Source organism: Candidatus Hydrogenedentota bacterium (assembly GCA_018005585.1).
In the GTDB taxonomy this organism is placed as follows: Bacteria; Hydrogenedentota; Hydrogenedentia; order Hydrogenedentales; family JAGMZX01; genus JAGMZX01.
Genome location: JAGMZX010000025.1, coordinates 18,048 through 42,578 on the forward strand (window position 1 = coordinate 18,048; position 24,531 = coordinate 42,578).

Annotated in this window: 15 protein-coding genes; 5 read left to right on the top strand and 10 right to left on the bottom strand. The window is 65.4% G+C overall.

Annotated elements, in window-relative coordinates:
- The first annotated feature begins 139 nt into the window (after positions 1 to 139).
- Together KA184_06325 and KA184_06330 are read left to right on the top strand one after the other, a co-directional pair.
- Positions 140 to 1,204 carry an NAD-dependent epimerase/dehydratase family protein gene (locus tag KA184_06325; GenBank protein MBP8129181.1) on the top strand — a complete coding sequence of 355 codons (1,065 nt, stop codon included), beginning with the start codon at positions 140 to 142 and terminating at the stop codon, positions 1,202 to 1,204.
- Positions 1,205 to 1,388: 184 nt separating this feature from the next.
- Positions 1,389 to 7,166 carry a hypothetical protein gene (locus tag KA184_06330; GenBank protein ID MBP8129182.1) on the top strand — a complete coding sequence of 1,926 codons (5,778 nt, stop codon included), beginning with the start codon at positions 1,389 to 1,391 and terminating at the stop codon, positions 7,164 to 7,166.
- A 74-nt stretch (positions 7,167 to 7,240) separates the two neighbouring features.
- Here the strand turns inward: KA184_06330 and KA184_06335 are convergent, their stop codons facing one another.
- Positions 7,241 to 10,039, bottom strand: a complete 2,799-nt coding sequence (locus tag KA184_06335) for an insulinase family protein (protein ID MBP8129183.1) — start codon at positions 10,037 to 10,039, stop codon at positions 7,241 to 7,243.
- 352 nt (positions 10,040 to 10,391) lie between these two features.
- Here KA184_06335 and pbpC point away from each other — a divergent pair, with 352 nt between their 5' ends.
- On the top strand, positions 10,392 to 12,704 hold the full coding sequence (pbpC, locus tag KA184_06340; protein MBP8129184.1) for a penicillin-binding protein 1C: 2,313 nt from the start codon (positions 10,392 to 10,394) through the stop codon (positions 12,702 to 12,704).
- Positions 12,705 to 12,718: 14 nt separating this feature from the next.
- Here pbpC and KA184_06345 read toward each other — a convergent pair whose 3' ends face one another.
- From KA184_06345 to KA184_06380, 8 genes are all read right to left on the bottom strand, one after another.
- A complete protein-coding gene (locus KA184_06345; protein MBP8129185.1) occupies positions 12,719 to 13,576 on the bottom strand; it encodes an ABC transporter permease in 858 nt (285 codons plus the stop codon).
- 9 nt (positions 13,577 to 13,585) lie between these two features.
- Positions 13,586 to 14,503 carry an ABC transporter ATP-binding protein gene (locus KA184_06350; protein ID MBP8129186.1) on the bottom strand — a complete coding sequence of 306 codons (918 nt, stop codon included), beginning with the start codon at positions 14,501 to 14,503 and terminating at the stop codon, positions 13,586 to 13,588.
- Complete coding sequence (locus tag KA184_06355; protein ID MBP8129187.1) at positions 14,500 to 15,384, bottom strand: hypothetical protein; 885 nt, start codon at positions 15,382 to 15,384, stop codon at positions 14,500 to 14,502. Before KA184_06355 ends, KA184_06350 begins: the two co-directional genes overlap by 4 nt.
- A 2-nt stretch (positions 15,385 to 15,386) precedes the next feature.
- Complete coding sequence (locus tag KA184_06360; GenBank protein ID MBP8129188.1) at positions 15,387 to 16,361, bottom strand: ABC transporter ATP-binding protein; 975 nt, start codon at positions 16,359 to 16,361, stop codon at positions 15,387 to 15,389.
- Between the two features lie 35 nt (positions 16,362 to 16,396).
- Complete coding sequence (locus tag KA184_06365) at positions 16,397 to 19,348, bottom strand: carboxypeptidase regulatory-like domain-containing protein (protein MBP8129189.1); 2,952 nt, start codon at positions 19,346 to 19,348, stop codon at positions 16,397 to 16,399.
- A 104-nt stretch (positions 19,349 to 19,452) separates the two neighbouring features.
- Positions 19,453 to 19,857, bottom strand: coding sequence for a hypothetical protein (locus tag KA184_06370; GenBank protein MBP8129190.1), 405 nt, complete (start codon positions 19,855 to 19,857; stop codon positions 19,453 to 19,455).
- Positions 19,847 to 20,446, bottom strand: a complete 600-nt coding sequence (locus KA184_06375; protein MBP8129191.1) for an RNA polymerase sigma factor — start codon at positions 20,444 to 20,446, stop codon at positions 19,847 to 19,849. Before KA184_06375 ends, KA184_06370 begins: the two co-directional genes overlap by 11 nt.
- Complete coding sequence (locus KA184_06380; protein ID MBP8129192.1) at positions 20,443 to 21,360, bottom strand: hypothetical protein; 918 nt, start codon at positions 21,358 to 21,360, stop codon at positions 20,443 to 20,445. Before KA184_06380 ends, KA184_06375 begins: the two co-directional genes overlap by 4 nt.
- A 139-nt stretch (positions 21,361 to 21,499) precedes the next feature.
- Here KA184_06380 and KA184_06385 point away from each other — a divergent pair, with 139 nt between their 5' ends.
- Positions 21,500 to 21,922 (top strand): hypothetical protein, encoded by a 423-nt coding sequence (locus KA184_06385; protein MBP8129193.1) that lies wholly within the window; start codon positions 21,500 to 21,502, stop codon positions 21,920 to 21,922.
- A gap of 105 nt (positions 21,923 to 22,027) precedes the next feature.
- On the top strand, positions 22,028 to 23,155 hold the full coding sequence (locus tag KA184_06390; protein MBP8129194.1) for a hypothetical protein: 1,128 nt from the start codon (positions 22,028 to 22,030) through the stop codon (positions 23,153 to 23,155).
- A 97-nt stretch (positions 23,156 to 23,252) separates the two neighbouring features.
- On the opposite strand, the gene KA184_06395 is transcribed toward KA184_06390, so the two are convergent.
- The gene (locus KA184_06395) at positions 23,253 to 24,446 is read right to left on the bottom strand and encodes a dienelactone hydrolase family protein (GenBank protein ID MBP8129195.1); all 1,194 of its coding nucleotides are present in this window, start codon (positions 24,444 to 24,446) and stop codon (positions 23,253 to 23,255) included.
- Positions 24,447 to 24,531: the final 85 nt, after the last annotated feature.

Genomic DNA, 24,531 nt, shown 5'->3' on the forward strand with positions numbered 1-24,531 from the left:
GTCTTGCCGGGGCCGGGTATTGTCCCGGGGAGCCGGCGCAGAGGACTGGCCCGGTCACAATGCTCATCAGAACGGACGAGCACGGCATCTTGAAGGGTTGTTTCCGCTGCTGTAGCATGGCGGGGAAGGAGGAACGGGCGTGAAGAACATCCTGGTGACCGGCGGCGCGGGGTTTGTTGGGTCATGCCTGGCCTTGGGCGTGAAGGCGCGGCGCGAGGGGATGCGCGTCGTTGCGCTGGACAATCTGAAACGGCGCGGTTCGGAATTGAACCTGAGCCGGCTGCGCGCGGGCGGGGTCGAATTCCTGCACGGTGACATCCGCAACCCTGAAGACCTGGAAGCGGCGGGTAAAGTGGACCTGATCCTGGAATGCAGCGCGGAGCCGTCCGTACTGGCGGGCTACGACGGGTCGCCGCAGTACGTGCTGAACACGAACCTGACCGGCACGCTGCATTGCCTGGAGCACGCCCGCCGCCATGGCGCCGCACTGGTTTTCCTGTCGACAAGCCGGGTGTATCCCATCGAAACGATAAACCGCTTGCCGTTGGAGGAGACGTCGACCCGGTTCGAACTGGCGAAGGCGCAGGACACGCCCGGGGTCTCCGCGTCGGGTTTTTCGGAGGCGTTTCCGCTCGACGGCGCGCGGTCGCTTTATGGCGCGACGAAGCTGTGCTCGGAACTGGTGCTCCAGGAGTATCTGGCCATGTACGGGCTGCGCGGCGTGATCAACCGTTGCGGCGTCATCGCGGGGCCGTGGCAGATGGGCAAGGTGGACCAAGGCGTTGCGGTGCTCTGGGCGGCGCGGCACGTTTTCGGCGGAACATTGAACTATATCGGTTTTGGCGGCACGGGCAAGCAGGTTCGCGACCTGCTGCATGTCGAGGACCTGCTCGAACTTGTCCTTTACGAAATCGGCCATCTGGATGCGCTGTCAGGCAGCGTGTTCAATGTGGGCGGGGGGCGCGCGGTGAGCCTGTCGCTGCTCGAAATGACTCGCGTTTGCGAAGAACTGACCGGGAACCGGCTCGAGATCGGGCGTATCCCCGAAACGCGCGCCGGGGATATCCCGATCTATCTGACCGACCACGGTCTTGTAACGTCGGCGACGGGATGGCGGCCCAAACGGGATGCAAGGGGTATACTGGAAGACATATGCCGCTGGATTGCGGACCACCGGGATTCCCTGGCGGTGATCCTGGGTTAGAGGTCGCGGAACGGCCCGTTCCACGGCGTTGAGATGGGTCTTGCAGTTGACGATGCCGCGCCGGAACAGGCGCGGAACTTTCGATGAAAGGCGCGTATTCATGAGAACAGGCGGGCGCAGCGGCGACTCCCGGTTCTCGCGCGAGCCACCAGGTGCGTTCCATAAGGAGCGAAGGGGTACGGAAATGAGCATCCGGCATTTTCTCAAACGTTCACGTCAAGCGCTCGTTATTCTCGCCTTTGCGGCGGCGCTCGCCTGGCTGGCGGGGCCGTACCGGCAGTCCGGGGAGGAGGGGGCAGGTGTTCGCGCTGAAGCGCCCGCCCCCGCGCCGGACGCCGCGGCGCCCGCTGCGGAGAATGCCGCGGACGCGGCGACGCCGTGGCTTGATATCGTGGGGCGCGTTCCGCTGGAAGGCGACTTGTTCGACGGGCGTCTCTTCCTGTTCTTCAATACGGCGATCCAGGCTCCGTTCGATGCGGACGGCAATCTGCTGCCGCCGCTGCTGCTGGAACCGGCCCTGCCGGGCGCATTTGCGGTGAAGGAGAACTGCGTGCAGTTCACCGCGGAGAATCCCGCGAATCTCGGCGCGCTCATCCTCGGGGTCCGTCCCAGCGAGCAGTTGCGCGGCACGGACGGCCGGGCCCCGAACCCGGCGGCCGCGCCGATCAACCTGCTCACGCGCGCGTACACCGCGGAGCGGATGTGGGTAATCGAGAAATCGGGCGATGCGCTTGTGCTCGGGTTGAACTTCACGTTCCTGCCCGACATGACGCAGCTGGCCGCCTTCCTCACCATCGTGGACAACGCGCAGCAGTCTGTGGCGTTCACGGTCGAACTCGGCACCAGCGACAAGGGCGCCTATGCGCGGGTGCGCCTGCCAGGCAACGTTGCGTTACCGATCACGATCACGGTGGCGCCGGGCGTGCCGGACGCGAGCGGGCGCGTCGTCACGCGCGAGGGCAAGCAGTTTATCTACCCCATGAAGGACCCGCTCCGCGTCGAGCGTCTTTATCTGGACACGTCCCGCGACGAACAGTCTAAACTGTCCTTCAAGTTTTCGGGCAAGGTGGCGCCCGCGGATCTTACCGCGCGCCTGCACGTCAACTATCTGAGCGACGGCGCGAACCTGCCCTTTACCCTGGAGGGGGAGGGCGCTGCGCGCGAACATGAGGTCCTGCTGACGGAAGAGGTGCAGCCCGGCCAGACGATTGTAGTGACGCTCGACGCGGGTTTGACCGCGGAAGATTTCTCGGTCATGCGCCAGCCGTTCAGCAAGCAGTTGAAGCGCGAGACGAAGCCGCTGCGACTGGAATCGCACTGGTGGAACAACCTGGGGAAGGACGGCGTCGAACTGCGCTTCTACCTGAACGAACCCGTCAGTCTCGACGCGCTGCGGCAGCACGCGGCATTCGAGCCTGAGGTGCCCGGCCTCGAATTCGTGCATGAAGGCTGGTCTTCCTTCTCGATCCGCGGCGATTTCCGTTCCGAGGGCCGCTACCGGCTGATCCTGCAGCCCGGCCTCGCCGATAACTCGGGCAACTACGCCGTATCAGAGCGCGAGGAGATCGCGCTCGACATCGTGCCGCGCGCCGCCGGCGCCGGGTTCGGCTACGCGGGCAAGTATTACTTTCCGCGGCGGCAGGGCACGGAATTCCTGATCGAATCCCGCAACCGCAGCGAAGCGCAAATCACGGTGTCCCGCCTGTTTCCCTCGAACATCGCGGTTGCGCTGGAGGCCATCGAAGACGGAAGCGGTTCGTGGGAGTTTGACGACCGCTGGGCGGAAGTCCTGAAGACGACTAAGGTGGTGTTCCGCGACGCCCCCGACGCGCTCGTGCGCACGCCCGTCGAATTGCGCGCCCTGTTCGACGACAACTGGCGCGGCGTGTTCCGCCTGAGCGTGGATGACGGCGGCTCGGGCAAGATCGTCGTCTGGACCGATATCGGCGCGCTGGCGCATTGGCAGGAAGACGAGGTCGTCATCTTCGCCCATGACCTGACCACGCTCGAACCGATCGCGGGCGCTCAGGTCACCGTCTATTCGCATAAGAACCAGGTGGTTGGGACGGCCAATACCGACGCGCAAGGCATCGCCCTCGTGCGCGGACTGAACCCGGCACTGGGCGCGCCGCAGGTCGCCGTTATCGAGACCAGCAAGGACTACACGTTCCTCGAGCTCGAACGGCGCGAGGACGACCCCGTAACGTACAACGAGGATATGCCTGCCTTCGACAAGGACGGTTACGACGCGTTCCTCTACGCGGACCGCGACCTCTACCGTCCGGGCGAGACGGTGTACTTGCACTGGCTGGTGCGCACAAACTACGGCGATGCGCTGCCCAACGTGCCGCTCAAACTCACGGTGAACCGGCCGAACGGTTCCGTGTATGTCTCGGAAGCCGTGGCCCTGTCTGAACTGGGCACGGGCGGGCGCTCCTTGCAGACGGACAAGTCGGACCCGACGGGCCGGTACACGGTGCAGCTCAGCGCGCCCGGCGACCCGTCGCCGATCGGCATGTACTACTTCAGCGTGGAGGAATTCGTGCCGAACCGGATCGCCGTCGAAACGGCGCTGGACCCGGGGCTATGGACGCCTGGCGGGCAATACCCGATTCATGTTCAGGCGCGGCATCTGTTCGGGGCGCCGGCGGCGGAGCGCAAGTGCGAGGCGGAAGTGGCGCTGCTGAAAGGCGATTTGAAGACGGAACAGTGGCGCGAATACCGGTTCACGAACAGCGAAGAATACAAGGGCGAAATCGTGCCCGCGGGCTCGGCGCAGACCGATGCGGAGGGCAAGGCGGAATTCACGTTCAACGTGGAACTGCCGGGCGAGGTCACTTTCCCCGTGCGCGCGCTGGTACGGGGCCGCGTCTTCGAACTGGGCGGGCGCGCCGTTACTTCAACGAGGGAAACGACCGTGTTTCCGGGCGAGGTATGCCTGGGCCTGCGTTGCGCGGAAGCGGCGGACCATCAGGGTGTCGAGGTGTTCGTCGCGGCAATCCGGCCCGACGAATCGCCCGCGCCCCTCGAAAAAGTGAAGGTCATCCTCGAACGCGAGGAATGGAGCTACTACGTCCGCGCCTATGACGGTTATAACGATTGGGAATGGACGAAGGTATTTGAGGAAAAGGACAGCCGTGACGTGCCGTTGACCGAAGGACGGGGCTCGACGGTTTTTCCACTGTCAGGCTGGGGATACTACCGCGTGAAAGTAGTGTCCGACGCGACCACGCAGTACAGCGACCAGCAGTTCTACGGCTACTGGGACGGTCGCGTGGAACTGGTCGACCAGGCGCGGCCCAGTCTTTTGAAACTGACCCTGAACCAGCAGGAATATACCGTTGGCGAAGAAGTCGAGGCGCGGCTTGAATCGCCGTTCGACGGCGTCGGCTACGTCGTGGTGCAGGGCGAAAACATCAGCCGCGCGCAAGCGGTGCAAATTGTCGATGGCGTTGGCTTGGTGCGTTTCGCGGTCGGCGACGAAGAAGTGCCGAACGTCTGGATCGAGGCAACGGTTGTGCACAAGGCCGCGGAAGACTCGGCGCACGTGTATCCTTACGCGAGTTTCGCCATGGCCAACGCGGTAGTGCGCAATCCGCGGCGGATGCTCGCCGTGAGTTTCCCGGGCCTGCCGGAAGAGACACGTCCCGCGCAAGACTGGCAGGTGGCCATCGAGACGCGCGACCACGCGGGCGCGCCGGTGGCGGCGGAAGTGACGGTGGCCGCTGTCGATGAAGGCATTCACGCGCTGACGGACTATGCGACGCCAGAGCCGTACGCGTGGGTCATGCGTTCGCGGCAGCCCGATTTCAGCCGGGCTCACTACTACGACCGCGTGGCCTACGACTTTGGCAAGACACCTATCGGCGGCGACGCTATCGCGAGGCGGTTCGGCAAGGACGCGCCCTTTGTAGGCGACAACTGGATCAAACCCGTCGCGCTGTGGTCGGGCGTGGTGCGCACCGATGAAACGGGGCGCGGCCTGGTGACGTTCTCGCTGCCGGAGTACTCGGGCCAGTTGCGGCTTGTGGCCGTGGCCTGCACGCAGGGCGCCGTCGGCGCGACAGGGCAGGACATCTATGTGCGCCGGCCCTACATGTTGCGCACGAGCATGCCGCGCTTTGCGCTGCCCGGCGACCGGTTCCAGTGCCGCGCCGCCGTTTTCAATACGACGGCCGCGCCGTGCACGGCGCGCATTTCATGGAAGGCGCAGGGCGCCTTGACGGGAGGCGAAGGCTCGAAGGAGATCGCCGTCGAGCCGTCGCGCGACGCCTCGGCCCTGGCCGAGTTCGCGGCCGGCATGGCCATGGGCCAGGGCGCGATCCTCTGGCAGGCGGAGATTGTCGACGCCGCGGGCGCGGTCGTCGAAACCTTGAAGGAGGAAGCGCCGATCCCGGTGCGGCCGCCCGCCATGTATCAGACAACGCACGAACTGGCCGTGCTCGGGCCGGGCGAGAGCCGCACGTTCAAGAATGCGCAGTACATCGACGCGGCGAATACGACGCTCGACATGTCCGTGAGCGCGGACCCGACCTTGCGCTTGCGCGATGCGCTCAAGTACGTCGTCGGCTATCCGTACGGATGCGTCGAACAGACGACGTCGCGGTGCCTGCCCATGTACCTGCTGCGGCGCGACACGGCGCTGCTCGGGGCGGCGTTGGAGGCGCAATGGCCCGTTGACCATTACCTGCAGGCGGGCGTAGACCGCCTGTTCTCGATGCAGACCGGCGGCGGCGGACTGGGCGGCTGGCCTGGCGCGGCGACGCCGTACGCGTACGGGTCCGTATATGCGTGTCATTTCCTCACGCTGGCCCGGCGCGACCACGAACTGAAGGTGCCGGAGCAGCCATTCAAGGCGCTGCAGGACTACGTGCGCGCGGTCGCGAATGACTGGGACGACTCCTCGGACACGTACGAGAACTATCACGGGTATTCGGCCCTCTATATGCGCGCCTACGCGCACTACGTGCTCGCGCTGGACGGCGACATCGAGGCGATCCGCGGCATTGAGCGCTTTGACACGCTAAGCCTGCCGGCGGCGGCGCGTTATCTGCTGGCGGCAGCCCTGGCGATGAACACGCAGGACACCGACCGCGTGAAACTGTACCTCAGTTCAGCGCCGTCGGAACCGTACGACGTCACGGAGCAGGACGGCACGCTGAACTCCGATATCCGAAACGAGGCGGTGCGGTTGATTGCGCTGCTGCAGATAGACGGGTCTGACCCGGCCTGCTTTGAGACCGTGAACAAGCTCACGCGCTACCTGGAAACGCACCGGTACGGCAGCACGCAGGAGACCGCGTTCATCGTTACGGCGCTGGCCATGTACTACGGGCGTCTGGAGGAGCAACTGGGCAAAGCCGCGGCGACCATCGTCACGCCGAAGGGCGACAGCGTTCAACTGGACCTCGGCGCGGGCTATCGCGGGAAACACGAAGGGCCCGGCGGCCTCTTTGTGGTGACGAACACGGGCGTGGGCCCCATCTTCGTCAGTTTCACCGTGGGTGGCACGCCCGCACAGGCGGAGACCCAGGCGATCTCCGAGGGCTTCCAGGTGGTGCGCGACGTGCGTTCGGTGCGCGACGGCGCGGCGGTCTCGGGAGAATTCCGGCAGGGCGACAGCTACATCGTCGAGATCACGCTCCAGGCGAGCGACGAATCGAAGAACGTGATCGTAGACGACCCGCTGCCCGCGGGGTTCGAGATCGAGAATCCGCGGCTGGACCCCGACCTGCTTGCTGGCGTCGAGATACCCGAAGCGATGACGCCGACCTATCTCGAAGTGCGAGACGACCGTTACGTGGCCGCCTTCGACGCGCTCGCGGCAGGCGAGCATCACCTGTACTATATCGTGCGCGCGGTCACGCCCGGAACCTTCCAGCGTCCCGGTGCGCGGACCGAATGCATGTATGACGCGGCGGTGCGCGGCACGTGTGTTCCGGAGACGATCGCGGTCAAATAGGCCAAGTGCCGGGACAGCGCCCGTGCGATGCCGGCGCAATAGCCTCGTTGCGTTTTTGCCGGGGTGTGCCGCGTTCAGTTAGCGCCGGATGTCACGTCGGGAATCAGCGACGGCGCAGCGACGACCGTCACGGGCGCGATGCGTTCGAGTCCGGCTTGCAGCCGCTGCGCGGGCCCGGTCACGACGATGACCAGCTTGCCCGTGTCCACCGTAGCGCGCGCAAGCGCGGCGCAGGCCGCGGCGTCGGTTGCGGCGACGGCGTCCATCATGCGCTGGAAATAGTCCGGCGGCAGGCCTTCGGATTCGAGCAGCCACACGTCACCTGCTTCCTGTTGCGGCGTTTCGCGCCGCGCGGCGAGGCTGCCGGTGAGGAAGGTCTTCGTGTCGCCAAGTTCCTGGTCGTCGGGCGGAACGTCGCGCAGGCGCTCGAACTCAGCGAGCACGGTTCGGATGGCCTCGTCCACGGCATCAATGTTCGTGAAGGTCCCGGCGCCGAACTCGCCTGCCAGCCGCTGCGCCGAATAACCGCCCCACGCGCCGTAGGTCAGGCCTTTCTCGACGCGGACGGCCCGGTTGATCCGGCTGCCGAAGGCATCGCCGAAGTAGCCGCTGGTCACCTCTGCCGTGAAGTATCCGGGGTGGCTGCGCGTGATGCCGCGCTGGCCGATGCGGATTTGCGCCTGCGTCGCGGGCATGTCGACGATGTAAATGTGCGTCGGCGCGGGTTCCGGCAGCGGCGGCAGGACCGTTTCCGGCTTTGCGCCCTGTGCCTGCCACGCGCCGAAGGCCTTTTCGGCGAGCGCGGCGGCCCGCTCCATGTCGATATCGCCCGCGAAGATGAGCCATGCGGCATCCGGGCGGGCGTTGTCCGCCCACCACTGGCGCACATCATCCGGTTCGAGCTTGGCCACGTCGGCAACCTCGCCGCGGACCGTGCGCGCGTAGGGATGGTCCCCGTAAAGCCTGCGCCGGTATTCGCGCGCGACGATATAGCCCGGCTCCATGGCCTGCACGATGAGTTCCGTGGCGACCTGCTGCTTGAGCTTGGCCAGTTCCTCGCCGGGGAACGCGGGACGCAGCATCGCCTCGGCCATGAGGTCCACGGCGCGCTCCGCGTGTTCGGTCAGGCACCCGGCATAGATGGCCGCGCTGTCCATCGCGGCGATGCCATTCATGGAAATCGCGTAGGTCTCCAGTTCGTCGGCAAACTGTTGCTCGGAAAACCGCGCCGAACCCCGGGTGAGCATGCTCATCGTCATGGCCGCCGCGCCCGGCTTCGCCTCGGTCCACGCGCCGCCGCGCAGGTGCAGTTCGATCGATAGATAGGGCACCTCGTGATTCTCGACCACGATGACCCTGACGCCGTTCCCGAGGACGCGCGACTGCGCCTTTGGCGCGGGGTCGTAACTGAGCGCGGCCGTCACGGGCGGGGTTTCCGGCCAGTCCGCGGGGCGCGTCACGCCCGGCCTGCCCGTGGGCGGCGGCTGCAGTTCCGGCGTGGGCGCCTGGACCGGTGTTTCTTCGATGCCGCCGGAGAACAACGTGCCGAACAAATTCTGCGCGACGCGAATCTCCGTGGCCTTATCGGGCGTGAGATAGGTCCGCGCAACGCGCAACAGGTCCGCTTCCGTGCAGCGGCGAATATCTTCGATACGGCGGTTGACGCGTGCGGTGTCGCCTTCGATCACGCATGCCTGGCCGAGCGCGGCCGCCTTGCTGTCGGCCATGAGCCGTTCCGTTACCAAGTCGCGCAGCAGGTTGTTCCGCGCCTTTTCGAGTTCGCGCGGCGACACCGGCGCTTCGCACAGCCGGGTCATCTCCTCGAGCAGCGCGGCCAGCGCCGCGTCGCTCTTGGTTGACAGCGGCAGCAGCAGCGCGCCGATACCGAGACCACCGTCCCGTTCAAGGAACAGGGACATGCCCTGCGCCGCGACCGCAATCTGGTCCTGGGCCACGAGGCGGCGGTAGACGCGGCTGCTGTGGCCGGAGCCGGCAATGTGCGCGAGCAGCGCGAGCGGCGCGTAATCGGCGTGGTTCACGGGCGCCGTCGGGTAATAGAGCGCCACGACTGGCGCGGGCGCCTTCTCGGGCCGGAACGTGAAGGCGCGGCGCGTTCCCGGCGGCAGTTCGGCGGCGGCCACGCGCGGCGGGTCCGCGGCTTGCGGGATCCACCCGAAATACCGTTCCGCCAGCGCCATGGCCCTGTCGTGACCGACCGCTCCGGCGATAATCAGCGTTGCGTTATTCGGTACGTAATACGCCGTCCAGAAGGCGCGCAACTCGGATACCGGCGCCGCGCGCAGATGAGCGATCATGCCCAGCGGCGTCCAGCGGTAGGGGCGTCCCTCGAAGACCACCGGCGGGATGTCCAAGAGCAGCGTGCCGTAGGGCTCATTCAGCGCAAGCCGCGATTCCTCCTCGACGACGCTTCGCTCCGTGTCGAAGGATTCCTGGTCGATTTTGAGGAAGGTCATGCGCTCGGCTTCGAGCCAGAGCGCGAGTTCAAGCTGATTTGCCGGGAGGGTCTGGAGATAGACCGTCTGGTCGAAACTGGTGTAACCGTTGTTATAGCCGCCGACACGGTGGATGTAGTCGAAGTGGCCCGTGGGCCCGAGGCGGTCCGTGCCCCGGAACATCATGTGCTCGAACATGTGCGCAAACCCCTGCCGCTCCGGGTTCTCGTCCTTCGACCCCACGTGATACCAGACCTGCACGCTCACAATGGGACAGGAGAAATCTTCGAGCGTGATCACTCTGAGCCCGTTGTCGAGCACGCGTTCGCGATAATCGAACGCGCCCGAATCCTGGGCGAAGGCACGGCATACCGCAACCGTAAAGACGAACGTGAAGATGACTGATTGTGCCGCGCGCATGGGAACCCTCCCTCCGTGCCCTCAGACACGCAAGACATCCTACAGAATCCATCAGCGGCGCCGCCACTGCATTGCGGCATTCCAGGGTTGGCTTGTTCAAAGGGGTTGTCTCACGCCGGAGCGATGGCCGAACACCGTACTGTCGGCCGAATTTGGCCGGTGTCCAGATGGGCCCCCCGTTTCCGGCGGTATCGCCGGGGCATGGGCCGGGGAGAACCGAGGCCATGCAAGGCGGTTTTTCTGAACCTTTTGCCAAGCGGGAGGATTACACAGGCGCGCGGCCGCGTAACGGCAAGGGTGCTGGCCGGATGGTTACAGTATAATGCGTGAGAGCGGATTCCGGATGCTCGCGATGAGTTTACGGCGGAACATTTCGGTAAAGGCGAGGCGCTTCCTGCGCGCGCTGGCGGCGCTTGCCGCGGTTGTTGCGCTGCTTGCCGCCTTGTCGCTCGCAGCCGGCGAGTGGCTGCTGCGCAGGCCTTTTGACACGGCGCCGTATCTGCGCGTGCGTGCTTCGGGCGAGATGGTAGACCGCAATGGCCGCCTGCTTTACGCGTTCTTGAACCCGGATGAGCAATGGTGCTTTGAACGCGGCCTCGACGATTTTAGCCCTTGGCTGATCCAGGCGACCGTGGCGGCCGAGGACCAGCGCTATTACGCGCATCACGGCGTGGACCTTTGGGCGATCGGCCGCGCGGCCACGCAGAACCTGTTTGGCGGGCGTGTCGTCTCCGGCGCGTCCACGGTCACCATGCAGGTAGTGAAACTGACACAGGGTGACACGCGTTCGGTCGCGGGCAAGGCGCGGCAAGCCTGGAATGCGCTGCGTCTCGAAAGAAACGCCAGCAAGCAGGCGATCCTGCGCAGCTACCTCAACAATGCGCCGTACGGCATGAACCTTATCGGCGCGGAAGCGGCGGCGCGCCGGTACTTTGGCGCGCCCGCTTCGGAATTGACGCTGGCCGAGGCGGCGTTGCTCGCCGCGCTGCCAAAGGCGCCCGGAGGGTGCATGCCGCTCGCCCACCCGCGGCGCGCGCGCGCGCGGCGCGACTATGTGCTGGGCCGTATGCTGGCCGAGGGATTCATCACGCGGGACCAATACGGCCGGGCCGTCGCGGACCCGGTTGCCGCGCGCTGGCATGAGTATCCGCAGCTGGCGCCGCATCTGGCCATGCGCCTGCGCGACGCCATCAAGACGGAAGGATGCGTGCGGGTTACCCTCGATGGCGTGGTGCAGGCGCGCATCGAGGACATGCTCAGCCGCGCACTGAACCGGTTCGAAGGCGATGTGACCAATGCCGCGGCGGTGGTTGTGGACGCGGCCTCGGCGACGCTGCTCGCGCGCGTGGGTTCCGCGGACTTCTTCCACACGCCGGGCGGCGGCCAGGTGGACCTGTGCGCCGCCGCGCGATCGCCGGGTTCGGCGCTCAAGCCGTTCCTGTATGCCCTGGCGATAGACCGGGACGTGCTCTACCCGCCGGAGATGCTGCTCGACGATACGATGGATTTCGGATCCTACAATCCAGGCAATTTTGACGGCGAATACCGGGGCCTGATCAGCGCGACGGAGGCGCTGAGGCTTTCGTTGAACGTGCCTGCCCTGATCGTGCAACACCGTATCGGCGCAGCGCCGTTCCAGCGGTTTCTGTGCGGGCTGGGGCTGAATACGCTGACGAAAGCGCCGGAACAGTACGGACTCGGGTTGACCTTGGGCAACTGCGAGGTGCGGCTCGAAGAACTGGCGGGCGCCTACGCGGCGCTCGCGAATCTGGGCGAATATCGCCCGATCTCGTATCTTGCGGGCGCCGCGCCCCGGACTGCAACGCGCGTCTTGTCGCGGGGTGCGGCGCTGGCCCTCTACACGATGCTTGAGCAGCCGTTTCCGGTCGAGCCGCGCGAAGGCCTGGTCCGCGCGCGGGGCGCGCAGCCGCGCGTCTGCTGGAAGACGGGCACCTCGACCGGCTACCACGACGCGTGGGCCTTCGCTTTCAACCGTCAGTACGTTGTCGGCGTCTGGGTCGGCAATAACACGGGCAAATCGTCGCGGCGGCTGGTCGGCGCGCAGGCGGCGCTGCCTATTGCGGCGCGCGTGATCCGGGCCCTGCCCGCGCTGAACACGCCCGCATGGCCCGCGCTGGACGCGGACGTGCGCCGGGTTGTCATCTGCGCCGTTACCGGGCTGCCCGCGGGTGAGCACTGTCCGAATACCCGCGAGGGCCTCGTCGCGCGCAAGCAGTATCTGCACCGGCGCTGCGACGTGCACCGGCCCGGGGCGGATGGCGGCACGGCTGCGCGGTGGCCCGGTTCGTCCATCGGCTGGGACCTGGCGCGCGTGCGCACGCCCGACGCGGCGCAGGCGCACGCGGGCACGCGGCAGAACCTGCAGATTCTGTCTCCGACGGACCGGGGCAAGTACGTGTTGACTGGCGAGACGCGGGGCGACCTGGTGCGGCTCAGCGCCTCGACGGGCGGCGAGGAACCGCTACATTGGTATGTGGACGGGCGCTATCTGGGCGAATCATCGGGGACAGCAACGCCGATGAACTGGAAGCTGGAGCCGGGCACGCACGTCGTGGCCTGCATGAACAACGACGGTGAAACGGACGAGGTGCGCTTCGAGGTCGTGCCGCCCAGGCCGTTCCTGGACCTCAAGAAAGGGGTGTGACGCGCCGCGCGGGGCTATTCCCCGGCTGCCCGCGCGGCCGTGTATTCGCGGATGCGGAAGGCAACGGCGGAGAACACGACGAAGACAACCGAAACGATGAACAACGTGAGCAGCGCGTCCTGGTTCTCTATGGGGATGGCGTTCTTTTGAAAGCCAAGCGCGGTCTGCTCGAAGACATCCTGGGGCCGCGCCACGTCCGATTTCGGGTACAGGGTCTCGAGGTATTTCTGCAGGGTAAGAAAATCGACCAGCCCGGGAATCTGCATGGCGACACGCTGCCAGCCGAACAGCAGCAGGAGACCGTAGATAATGGGGCGCTTCGAGAAGGTGCCGAGGAACAGGCACAGCGAACCGTACGCAAGGATAGCGAGGGTCAGCACGCCGCAGTACTGCAGCAGGCGCAGCACGTGCGCCGCGGTGAATTCCAGGTTTGCCAGGCTGCGGCAGCCGGCAAACACCAGCGCGGCCGATACGCACAGCAGGCTCGCGCACAGGAACACGTAGGCCAGAAAACGCCCGACAATCCATGCGGACCGGGGCAGCGGCCGCGTGAGGATGTAGGCGATGGTCTGGGTCTCCACGTCCTCGCCGACGAGCATTCCCGCGAAAAACAGAGCGAGCACGGGCGCAAGGATGCCGACGTAGAGGTCTTCCATCATGCGGACGAAGGTTACGTCCCCGAGGGCGGCGAAGGGAGTCCTGGAGAGGAACGCGAGCGCGGGCGGCAGGAGCACGGGCAGCAGCGCAATTGCGGCGGCCAGAATGAGGCGGCTCCGGCGCAGCATCATCACAACGGCATGGCTGAACGCCACGCGCACGTAGCCCGGATATCCGATAACCGGCGGCGCGGCTTGCTCTTGCGCGGCGGACACGGCGGTCTCCTAATGAATCAGGTAATCGAACACTGATTGCAGGTTGTCGTCGGCGCACGCTATCGAGCGTATGCCGAGCGTTTCGTCCAGCATGAGTTCGTTCAGCTTCTCGTAGCAATGATTGGGGTCGCGCGTGCGCAGCGTGGCGCGGCCATCCTCGAATTGGATTCCGATCGTGGACGGTTCCGTGACGAAATGGGCGGACACGCGCCTCGGGTCGCCGCATTCGACCGTGATCGTGTGGGGATGTTCGTCGATGAGGTCGCGGATTTCGCGCACGTGGCCCTGCGCTATCAAGGCGCCGTGGTACAGGAGCACGACGTTGTCCGTGGCGCGCTCGATCTCGTGCAGCACATGGCTGGACACCACGACGCTCCGGCCTTCGTCGCCAAGACGGCGGATCAACTGGAACATCTCCTCGCGGCCTTCGGGGTCCAGGCCGCTCATGGGCTCGTCCAGGAGCAGGAAACCGGGGTTTGTGGCGAGGGCCTGTGCGATCTTGATGCGCTGGCGCATGCCCTTGCTGTATTCGCGGATCGGGTCGTGCATGCGCCCGGTCATGTGCACCTGTTCAAGCGCGTCGTTCGCGACCTTGCGCGCGGCGCGGACCGTCATGCCCCAGAACCGGTTCATCCAGTAGACGAATTCGAACCCGCTCATGTTCTCGTAAAACTTGTCCGTTTCGGGGCAATAGCCGATGCGCCGCAGCACCCGCCGGTTGTTGCGCGGCGCTTCGCCGAAGACTTCGATCTCGCCCCGGCTCGGCCGGTACAGGCCCAGCGCTATCTTGATGAAGGTGCTCTTGCCCGCTCCATTCGGCCCGAGCAAGCCGGTGACCCCTTCCTCGATAACCACGCTCAGGTTGTTCAGCGCCACGACCTCGCCGAACCATTTCGAGAGTTCCTTGACTCGTATTACGGCGCTCATGCGGCGACCTCCGCCCGGCGCACGGCGCGGCAGATAATCCAGAACAGGACCGCGCAGACCGCGCCCAGCACGCCCACCGCCAGACCCAGGTCGATGCGCGTGAGGTAGCCGCGCTGCTTGAGACAGGCAATGCCGATGCGGTCCACAACCGTGGGGATCGAGACGACGAGGTATTCCGGGTCGCGCAGCATCTGGGCAAGCAGCACGCCCATGCCCGAACTCGCGATAACGACCATGAACACGGCGATGGCGGCGTAGCGCTGGCTGCGCGAAAGCGCCGACGCGGCAAGCACGCCCAGCGCCGCGGGCGCCACCATCGCGCTGGAGAACGCGAAACTCGCGGGCGCCCACCACCACGTTGCAGCGAACTCCGCCGCGTCCGCCATGAGCGCATTGTGCAGGACCACGAGCAGCGCGGCGGGCAAGGCGGTCAACGACAGGCCAACGGCGGCCAGGGCGCAGCACTTGCCAAGCACGTAATCGATCCAGGTCAGCGGCTTCGCGAAGTAGACTTCCATCAGGTTATTGACGAAATCGTTGCCGATCGCGCCCGACCCGGAGTAAATGAGGGTCAGAAACACGATATACGACTGGAAGTGCAGGAACATGTAGAAGAGGCGTTCGTCGACCAGGAAGGCGCGCTGTTGCAGCAGGAACCGGAGTTCTGTCTGCTGAAACAAGGCCATGTTCTGGCGGCTGAAATCATAGAGTACGACGACCAGCACGTAAAAGAGGAGGTGCAACATTGCGAGCAGCACAAGCCCCTTGAAAATGCGCGCGCGGGCGAGCAGGCTCAGTTCCTGCGCGGCGACGGTCCACCACCGGAAGCGCCTGCGAAGCGTCCCGTCGTACTGGCGGTAGGTCTGCGGGTAGATCGGCACGGTTACGCCTTTCCCAGCGCCTTGAGGAAGACTTCTTCCAGCGAGGTGCGCACCGGCTGGAAGTGGCGGATGTGCGTCTTCGCGGCGCGCGCCGCTTCGAACAGGTCCCCGGGGCCGTTGCCCGCGGTCACGAGGAGACTGCCGGCGCGGTCCTTTTTCCAGCGGGCGCCGCGGCGTTCGAGCGCGGCGCAGAATTCGGACTCGTGGTCGCGCACGCGCACTTCGAAGTGGTCGTCGTGTGCCGCCGTGAGTTCGTCGATGCGGCCTTCGCGCACGATCTTGCCATTGTTGATCATGACTACGCGCTCGCAGACGTGCTGCACGTCCGGCAGCAGGTGTGAGGAAAGCAGGACGGTGACGCCGCGCCGTTCCGCGATGTCGCGGATTAAATCGAGCATCTGGATGCGCCCGGTCGGGTCCAGGCCGTTGGTCGGTTCGTCGAGCAGCACGAGTTTCGGGTCGTGAATGAGCGCCTGAGCAAGTTTGACCCGCTGCAGCATGCCGGTCGAGTACGTCTCCATGAGGCGGTAGCGGCTGTCGCCGAGGCGGACGTAGCTCAGCACCTCGTGCGCCCGCTCCATGGCGTCTACGTACGTCATGCCGATCAGGCGCCCGCAGTAGGTAAGGAAATTGACCGCACTGACCTTCGGGCTCGAAACCTCGCGCTCGGGCATATACCCGATGCGGAGGCGTACCTCCAGCGCGTGCCGCGGCATGGCCTTGCCGAACAGCGAGACGCGCCCGCTCGACGCGCGATTGAAGCCGAGGAGCGTCCGGATAAGCGTGCTCTTGCCCGCGCCGTTCGGCCCGAGCAGGCCGACAGCGCCGCCTTCGATGGCGCAGGTCACGCCATCGAGCGCAATGAAGTCGCCATAGGCGACCACCACATCTTCGAGTTCGACCAATGCCATGGATGCAGCCGCGCAGGGAGACTGGCGCGCCTTTTCCTCGATTTCTCCGGCCTGGAGTACGGTCAAGGCTCTCGAGAAAGCCGCGTAGCCGATTCAGCCGGTCAGAACACGTTGACCACCAAGTCTACGGGAATCACCTCCTGGCCCGCCACTTCGATCAGCGTGCTGTGCACGAACCGGATCTCCGCGCCAAACACGTAGTATATGTCCAGTTGGTACTGACCCGGCGGGATGCCTTCGATCAGGAAGAAGCCCGTCCCGTCTATGACCCCGCTGGGCAATTGGAAGAAGTCGGAAGACAGGCCCAGCAGGCTCGTGGAACCGCCCAGCGCCAGCGGCGACGCGCCCGGATAGCGAAGCGCGGCCAGCCCGCCCGGCAGTACGCCCGCAAGCGACACCGGCGGCGGGGAGCACGTGCCTTCAATGACTGCGCCTTCGTCCGTATCGAAATTGACGGTAGTCACCCCGCCGTCCGTGACTTCCGCCTGCCGCATGCGCATGTTGACCACGGCGGAGATGTCGCCGCTGAACGGGAGCGCGGTCACGCCGTAGCTGCCCGGCGCGAGACCGTCGATGCGGTAGTCGCCGTTAGCGTCGGTTTCGGTCACGCGCGGCTCGCCGTCGCCAAGCGCCGTTACGACCGCGCCTTCGACGCGCCGTCCGTTGTAAGCGACGTAGCCCTCGATCGAACCGCCGAAGGTGAGCCGCAGTTCGATACCGGTCGCGTTCCCGAGTTCTTCCAGAAAGATGGTCTCGCTGCGCGCGGCGGTGTACCGTTCATGCCGCGCGACGGCGACGTACTCGCCCGCCGGCAGATTCTCGAAGACGAACGCGCCGTCGTCGCCCACGCGCATCGAGCGGCCCGAATCGCCCCCGCCCATGGCGGCCTGCGCGGCCTCGACGGGGGTATCCGCGTTGAGCAGTATCACGAGCGCGCCTTGGGGACTGCGCCCGTCGGCGGTGGTGACGCGCCCTTCGATGCGGCCGCCGTCCTCGCTCACGTACAAGTCGATGTCCTCGAGCACTTCCCCGGCCTCAACGCTGACGACCTGCCGGCCTGGCGTGTATTTGGGGGCCGAACCTTCGATGCGGTACGCGCCCGGGCTCAACTGCAGTTCATAGCGGCCCGCGGGGTCATTGAAGGCGAGCGATTCGGGCGTCTCGAAGAGGCGCAACACGTCTGCGCTGCTCTGCGTCTCCTCCGCGAGCGGCGTCGCGCTGACCGTGTATTGCGGCGGTGGCGCGCTGGTCCCTTTCACGAGGACGCGGCCGCTCACGATCCCCGTGGCGTCGAGCGTTACCCGGATTTCGCGGTCGAGGAGGACGTTGCGCACCGTCTGCGCGCCGTAACCGTCCTTCGATGCGGTCAGAACGTACAAGCCGGTCTCGATGTTCGTGAATTCGAAACGCCCCTCGGTGTTGGTCGACGTCGTCTGCGATGCGTCACTGAGACTTTCGGAGCCTAACCCGTTCAGGCGCACGTCCACACCCGAGAGCGGCTGCCCGCCGCTCTCGAACACGATCCCGAAAATGGAATGCTGGCCCGACTCGACGGGATACAGGATTACGTCCACGCCGGACAGGCTGTTGTAGCCGTCGGAGTAAATGGATTCGCCGAATGCGCTGAATTTGTACCCTTCCTTTCGCCCGAGAATCTGGTATTCGCCAGGCGGCAGTTCGCGAATGGTGAAAACGCCCCTGCCGTCGGAGTCCGCGCCGCGGAATGCCTGCGGCGTGCGCATCGGCGACAGGAGGCTCGAATAGGCCGGAATGCACACGACGTTCGCCTGCGGGATGGGCGTGCCCTTGGGCTCGATGACGCGCCCCGTGACCGTGCTCCCCGTGTAAAGGAACAGGTCCACCTGCACCTCTCGGGTTCCGGCGGTGAGCGCAACCTCCTGCGACAATTGCGGCGCATATTTCTCCGAGACCGTATAGACGCGCCACGTCTCCTCGAGCGGCACGCCGAGCAGCTCGTAGTAGCCGTCTTCTTCGGACCGGTCGCTCACGGGCGGCGCGCGCCGCACCATGGCGTTGAGCGCCTGCGACACGACGCTCGCGGACGTGCACAGCACCACTTCGCAGCCGGTCACGGGTTGCTTCTCGACGGACTGCACGTAGCCCCAGATGACGCCCGCGGCCTCCACAGTGAAATTGACGTTGTTCAGCCGCTGCGTGGGGTTGGCGATAGTCACCTTTTGATACGGCAGTTCCTCCGCGGCGCGGTAGGGGGTGTCGCGCAGTTGCAGCGTCACGCCGCATACGCCGACGCCCAGCCCGGAGACCGTGTAGTTGCCGTCTTCGTCCGTGGTCGCCGGGGGCAGCGGGGAGTCCTCGATCTGGACGCCAATGCCCGGCGCGCCGCGCGAGGAGCCGGATTCCGTGACCCGGCCTGCAATGGACGCGCCGGTTGACAGCGCGGCATCGACGACCGACTCGCGGTGCTCCGCATCAAGCGTCTCGGCCTCGCGCGTAGCGGGCAGATAGCCCTCCTTTACGATAAGCACGCTATAATCGCCCGGCTCGGTCACGCGGATTTCGTAGACCCCCTCGGCGCCGGTCCTTTCCTGCCTGGTGAACTCGAGCCGGTCTTGAACAAGCCGCATTTCGCGCACCCGATCGAAGTTGCGCGCATGGATGGCCTCGAGATGCTGCGCTTGCCAGCCGGCCCGCTCTTCGGGCGTCCAGTTGCGGCGCACCTCGACGCGCACGTCCGCGAGCGCCGTTCCCGACTGGGCGTCGGTGATGCGGCCGCGAATGACGAATGGGGGCTCTTCCGCGGCAGGCCCGGCCGCGGCGGGCGCGGCCGGTTCCTCGGGGCGCGGCGCGCGCATGCGCGGTTCCGGGGGGGCGGGTAGCGGGACGCCCGGTTCGAGCGGGGTGGAATCGCGGTCGGGACGACCTTCGAAAGCGACCTGGGACGGAGGCGGGGGCGGGGTCTTGCGGGGCGCGAACATAAGCGCGAACGCCACGAGCGCGGCCAGCAACAGCACCATTACCGCCACGATTCGCAGTGTGCCGAAGGACGAACCCTTGCGATTCGGACGCGACATCGCGCCGGATGCTCCTTGCGTCGTGATTGCGGACAGACCCGCTGCGACGCAAATATCTCAAGCCAATGTTTTCACGACCAAGCCGCGCGGGGCGGGCAAGCCAGCTAGTGTCGCCGCATACGCTCGCGCAGCGGAACAATCACCAGAAGCAGCGTGCCAAAAGCGAGGAAAAGCGTCAGGCCAAGCGAATACGCGCCCGTATAGCCGGTGAAGTACAGGGCCAGATTATGCACGATGTAGTCCAACTGCCCTTTCGCGCCCGGCGCGCCGTAATCGGCCACGTGACGCAGATTGGTGAACGCGACAAACAGCGCGCCGCCCAGCAGGATAGCCACGAGCGCCACGCACATCATCGCCATGCTGGCCCGGAACCGGGCGCGCTCGCGGTCCATCAACGCCTGCACATCGAGGCGCCGCATGACGCGGTCATGCAGCGCGGGCGGTGTCGGCAGCATGGGTTCGCTGCGCAGCGCCGAGTCGACCAAGGCGTCCAGGTCTTCATTCCGCATAGCGAAAAACCTCTTTGCTCACGATCTTCTTGAGCTGCTTGCGCGCGCGATGCATCCAGGTCTTCAGAGTGCCCATCGGGATACTCATCGTATCCGCGATCTCTTCATACGAGGTGCCGTTCAGATAATACAACGTCACGATGGTGGCGTAACGGTCCGGCAGCAGCGTGACGCAACGCCGGACCAATTCGGGGAGGTCAAAATTGTGGCTCGGATGCACCGCCGCCTCGCCAGTATGCTGCGGCTGCAACGGGACCTCGCCCCGCTTCTTGCGGCGGCTGAGTTCCGTCAGGCAAACGCTGCACGTCACCCGGTACATCCAGGTGGAAAAACTGCACTCGCCGCGGAAACCCTTCAACAAGCGGAACGCCTTGATAAACGCCTCCTGCGCCATGTCTTCCGCAAGCGCCGGGTCGCGCATGAACCGGTAGGCTACGTTATATACGATGTTCTGATGCCGCCGGACCAGTTCCGAAAACGCTTCCCGGTCGCCGCGCTTGCTTCTCCGGACAAGGTCAAGGTCGGAGGTCTCTGGTGCGGCAAGGCCCTGGGCGGTTGCGGTCATCACCGCACTCGCGGACGGCGTCATGTTTCGCTCCTTCCAATAAGGATATCCCCGGCAAACGTGCTCAGGGTGAGTTGTGTCTCCGATTGACCGATAAAACCACGCAGTTCCGTTGGTTTCTGGCCTCCGGAGAGCGGCACGACCTCGAAGTCACTTCTTACAACGCCCTGTCGGGTGATGGCGTTGACTTCCGCCGAACACCCCGGATGCATACTAAGTGTAATATCTCCGTTGGTCGTGGTCAAGTCGCACCCCCGCACGCCGGGCCGGGGCAGGCGCACGTCGATATTTCCATTCACCGTGTTGGCCACCAGCAGGTGCCCTCCGAAGATGGCGCGCACATTCCCGTTGACCGTGCGCAGCATAGCCTCCCGCGCCGCGTCCAGCAGATCGATACGCCCGCTGGTCGTCTGGGCCCGGACGATGCCCTGGGCACTGCGTATCTCTATGTCCGACACCGCACTGCGCACATTTACGTCGCCGCAGTTCTCGCCTACGTAGATATTGCCGCGCGTGGTCTCGATTTCCACGTTCGTGCCTGCCGGGACGCCAATTTCATACGCCACATTGAGGTCGACGGCGCCGGGCCGCGGCTTGGGCTCCGTCACGAGACGGAGGCTGTCACCCTCGACCTCCGCCTTGCACAACGACGCCACGTGACGTTCCGCCGTCTCGCGGTCCTGGTAAGAACGCACATATGCCGAAATGGTGGCCGTGACATCGACCTGGGACCCATCGTGCACCGTGACGCGCACGGCCCCGTCCGTATTGACCAGGGAAATATGGGAAATCTGGCCGAACTGGCGCGTCCACGTGGTGCGTACGTCGGGGCGGCACACCTCGCGCGGCAGGAAATCGGCCAGTACGCCGACCGTGAAACTCTGCACCGCTGCCGCGATAAGCACCGCCGCCACGGCGCTACGAACGAAAAGGTTCATCTTCGGGCCCGCTCGTTGCTATACTCTAAGCTGCTATAAAGACTAATACCGCTGTGGACCAGGTTTCATTCCAGGGCGGGACCGTGCGGCGAAACTCGCCTTGGTGCTCGCCGGTCGAACAGGAGGAAAAGTAAGCCTGATGTTGCGGATGATCGTGCTCATGTTGCCGTTTCTGCTGGTTGTTTCTACGATCCTCTTCGCGCTGGTGCGCAGTATCGGACAGGTCTGGGTGCGCCACCGCGTGCAGATGACGTTGTTGGAGCACCTCGAGAGGCGGCCCGAGCTGGTGGAGGAATTCCAGGAAATCCAGGAATTGGCGGTGCGCGCCCAGGAGTCCGAGCCTTCAACCTGGAAACCGGATTATATTCTGACGGGTGTTATCCTGGCGGTGCTGGGGATGATTTGCGCGGTCGTCTGCGCCGCGGTGGGGGGAAGCCTCACAGCGACGGCCGCCTACTTCGGCGGGGTCCTGTGCGTATGTCTCGGATTCATCATCGCCATGGTTGGCCTGCTGGTGCGGTATCTCTCGCACAATGTGGTGAAGGGCCTGCACGACAAGTGACCCGGCCCGCCGCGTCCCGATACCGTGCATGTTTCCCGTTTCCATAGTGTATAGTGTCTTATCGCGTGTTCAGCGCGCGGAAATTGGAGCAGGGGACGCATAAGAATGGCGCCGCGAGTCGTCACGTGTGCCTGCGGACAACAGATGCGCCTGCCGGAACGGGCCGTGTCGGGCCGGGGCCGCTGCATACGCTGCGGCGCGCTTATCCGGATCAAAACTGAAACCCCGCAGGCGGACAAACTGCCCCCGGCCCCATCGCCGGAATCCTTCGAGTCGGATGACCCCATCACGGAAGCGCCGCCCGCAACGGAAGAGACCTTGCCCCGCCATCCGGCGTATGCGGACCTGACCCCGCCGCCGCGCGATGCCAGGATGGAACGCCTGGAGGCGCTGTGGGGGGACGAAACGCCCGAGTTGGCGGCGCAGGCGGGGCAGGCCGGGCCGATCCGGCCGCCGGTTACGGTTCCCCGGGACATTGCCGCTGCCGTTTCGGTTTCCCAATGCGCCCGTTGCGGTCGCGCGTTCCGCGGCGACTGGGACCAACACGCCGGAGAGGAGGGGACGCTCTGCACGATTTGCGCGCGCCAGTCGCCGGAACCGACGCCCTGGGACCCGCCTTCGGGCGGCCCCACCATCGCGCCGCCCAGCAAGGCGGAACTGCGCGAGATGCGCTCTGTCCAGGAACGGCTGGAACGGGAGAAACAGCCCCGGAAGGAACGGCGCGGCCTCGTGCCGTTCCTGATATTCGCGGGCGTGGTGATGTTGCTGATTCTGGTATTGCCCGTCGAGGACTGGTTGGGCCGGGCGGCGATGGAGATGAAGGAGCATCCTCCCGAAGCAATCGACACGCGGTGGGGCTGGCCGCTTCGCGTCGTGAGTCTGCTGCTCGTGTTCCTGAGCTACTATATCCCCGTTTACCTGACGTTCAAGGAATCGGGCCGGCTTGATTTCGACTCTTTCTTGTCAAACGCCCTCTATACGTCCAAGTATGCGCTGGGTTTCTTCATTGTCGAGGTTTTTATCGGCAGTTTTGGCGGTCTCGGCGGCCCGATACTGCTCATGGCGCTCGTGGTGACGTTCAAGCTGTTGATCCCGCCGCTGATACTTTGGGCTTTCGTGGGTTTTTCAGGGCGCGAGATATTCCACCTCTACGTCTTCCTCTGGATCACCGCATTGATGGTCTGGATGCTGGAGAGACTCCTGACCGGCGGCATAGCCGTGCTCGCCCAATAAGGGCGCACGCCCGGCGCCGCACGACAGGGACGCCCCGCGGACGCGGGGTGCGCGCGGCGCGCTCAGGCACTGTCCATCCTGTCCGCAGGGCTTCCCCTTATTTCAGCCAGCGCTCGAACCAGGCGATGGCGTCGTCCTGCGCCGGAACTTTGAGCGAGTGCGGTTCGTTGTAATAGTTGCAGACAAACCGGTCGGGCGCGCCCATCCGCTCATAGACCTCCGCGATGTGCGCCGCCGCCTCCTGCGCTCCCTCGGCCGGGAACAGGTGGTCCTGGCTGCAGTGAATCATCATGAAAGGCCGCGGCGCGTTCAGCGTTACCACGTCGGGCAAATCCAGCCATGCGTACTGGCCGGGCACATAAATCATCCAGGTATGATGCCGGACGTGATTGCGCAGCAGCGACCGGTACGTGCACATCCATCCCGCGACCACGCCGGCCTTGACGCGGGGGTCGAGGCCGAACGTATGCGCGCTGCGGTAGCCGCCGAGCGACAGGCCGATACAACCCACGCGCTCCGGGTCCACCTCGGACCGCGACAGCAGGTAGTCCAGCGAGGCCTTGTCCCCCTGATACTGGATGCCGGGCCATGTGGCGCCCGCCGTGAAAATCGTCTTGGCCATCAGCGGCTCGTGCCGCCCGGCAATGGGATTGAACGCGCGGATGTAATCGTCGGAGCCGGGTTGCTTGCCCTCCAGTCCCGCGGCGTATTCGGCCGGAAGCGACGCGGGGTCCAGGCGCTGCGACCCGAAATAGAAGGCGTCGGGCGCGAACACGACGTAGCCGCGCCGGGCCAGTTCGTCGCCGACGGTGCGCCCGCCATAGGTATTCTCGATGAGCTCCTGAAGCGCAGGCGGCGGGTCGTCCATGGCTACGACTTTCTCTTTCCCGAAGTAGTAGAAACCGCTGTGGTCATGCAGCGCCAAGATAGCCGGCGCGGGCGCGGTCAATCCGTCCGGGATGAGCAGGTAACCCTCGGTTTTCCGGCCTGGCGCAATGGAAATCCGCACGTGATGCCGCGTGTAGCCGTCCTTCGGGACGGACGCAAGCGTTTCGGCGTCCGGCGGCACGCCTGGCGGCGCGTAGGCGAGCAGCTCTGCCATCTTCGCGCGCCCCGCCTGACGCCACTGCTCGACATCCGGCCATGACCCGGACAAGAACGACAACGCGATGGGGCTGGACTGCGCATAGGCGTCCAGGAAGGGAAAATACGAACCCGTGTCGCTGGGCGACATGGTCTCGGGGTTGGCGTGCAGGGCAATGGGGATCATCAGGAACAAAGCGGTCGGCATGGCGGGCGCTCCTCACTCTCTCGCGCGTACTATACGCGACGGCGCGCCCCGTTTCGCAAGCGTCTGGCGTGAGATCAGCTTGTTT